This window comes from Streptomyces carpinensis (assembly GCF_002154505.1).
In the GTDB taxonomy this organism is placed as follows: Bacteria; Actinomycetota; Actinomycetes; order Streptomycetales; family Streptomycetaceae; genus Streptomyces; species Streptomyces carpinensis.
Window position 1 is genome coordinate 1 of the sequence record NZ_MUBM01000523.1, and the last position, 723, is coordinate 723.

At 73.2% G+C, this 723-nt stretch carries 1 pseudogene; it reads left to right on the forward strand.

From position 1 onward, the window contains the following. A pseudogene (locus tag BZY54_RS45325) lies at positions 1-723 on the forward strand (aminotransferase); the annotation flags it as partial.

Sequence of the window (723 nt, forward strand, 5' to 3'; positions counted from 1 at the left end):
ACGCCAAGGCCGCGCTGGACCGCGAGTGGCGCATATTCGAACAGGCCACCCGCCTGCCGCTTCCGGTGATGATCCACCTCGTCCAGGACGCGATCGGCCTGGCGGACGTGCCTGCTCGAGCCGACTCACCGGTGCACTCCCTGCTGCGAGGCCTCACCGCCGACGACATCACCCTCCTCGATCTGTCCACGGGCGCCGACTCCATGGACCACGGAGCGTGGCTCGAAGCCGACACCGAGGACCGGCTGTCGGCCGCCGCGCTCGCGGACGGAGCGGCTGCGGTGGCCACCCGGTACGCACATGCACGACTCAGTCGGACTCCGGCGCTGTCAGCCGCTTCCGCTGCCACGGTGCCCACCGGCATCGACCTGTGGCTCGACCGGGCCGCCGTGCTGCAGGCTCCCGCCGCAGGGAAGGTCCTCGCCACGGCACCGGGCCGGGTGGAGGTCACCTGCGGCCCGCACGTGCTGACGTTGTCCTTCCCCCGCACGGCCCACCCCCGGGTCACCGCAGGCTCGACGGTCCAGGCGGGCGAGGACCTCGCGCAGCTCTCCTCCGGCACCTCGGTCCACATCGCGCTGCGCAACGCCGGCAGCCCTTCCGTCCCTCCGTTGGTGCGCCCCGAGTACTCCGTCGGCTGGCTCGCGCTCACTGCCGACCCCGCCCCGCTCATCGGCCTCCCGGCCACCGACCGTGCGGAGCAGGTGGACCTGCTCGACCGCC